This is a genomic window from Pseudomonas helleri, from assembly GCF_009600315.1.
Classification (GTDB): Bacteria; Pseudomonadota; Gammaproteobacteria; order Pseudomonadales; family Pseudomonadaceae; genus Aquipseudomonas; species Aquipseudomonas helleri_A.
Window position 1 is genome coordinate 1 of the sequence record NZ_WIWC01000105.1, and the last position, 599, is coordinate 599.

Genomic DNA, 599 nt, shown 5'->3' on the forward strand with positions numbered 1-599 from the left:
CCGCTACAGCGCTCCAGGAGCGCCGCAGAGCGAAAGAGATGCAGGATACGGCTCAGGACCTGAGAAACCGCCTAGAGTCGCTCCAGGGGCCTTTCAAGGGCCTTACCAAAGATCAGGTTAAGGAGGTGCTCAAGGTGGCCATGACTTTCCAGATGGAAAACAAAGAGGCTAAGGAGCAGAGCAAAGTGCATCGCCGCGAACAGGGCAAGAATGCGCCTGTTCGTGGACAATCACGCTGAAGATTTAACCTTTAACGTAGGCTCTAGCATTTTCTTTCTCTTACCGGTGCCCGTGCATAATTCACGGCTCGCAGCCATTTATCCGCAGCGACAAAGCCCGCAACACTAAAGATTGGGGCTTTCGCGTCAATGCGAGAAGTTCGGCTACTTGCTAGTTTCGTGTGTAACTAGAGAAGTATTGGTTTGATCTTTGAATACGGATAGGATAGCCCACCATTCATTGGATCGTTTAAGAGAAGCTTTGCCTACCATCGAAGTACGCTCCCAAACAGCCTCACCATCTAAAAAGGTCAGAGTAAACAGAGGGGCAGAAAATCTTTTTAAAACAACTTTTATTGCAATGGATGTAACTCCGTGTGG

General features: G+C 49.1%; 1 protein-coding gene and 1 pseudogene. One reads left to right on the top strand and one right to left on the bottom strand.

Annotated features, from left to right (window positions below; genetic code table 11):
* A pseudogene (locus GHN86_RS23500) lies at positions 1-239 on the top strand (hypothetical protein); the annotation flags it as partial.
* Positions 240-383: 144 nt separating this feature from the next.
* Here GHN86_RS23500 and GHN86_RS23795 read toward each other — a convergent pair.
* The coding region (locus GHN86_RS23795; RefSeq protein WP_228389653.1) for a hypothetical protein at positions 384-599 on the bottom strand (216 nt) is incomplete at its 5' end.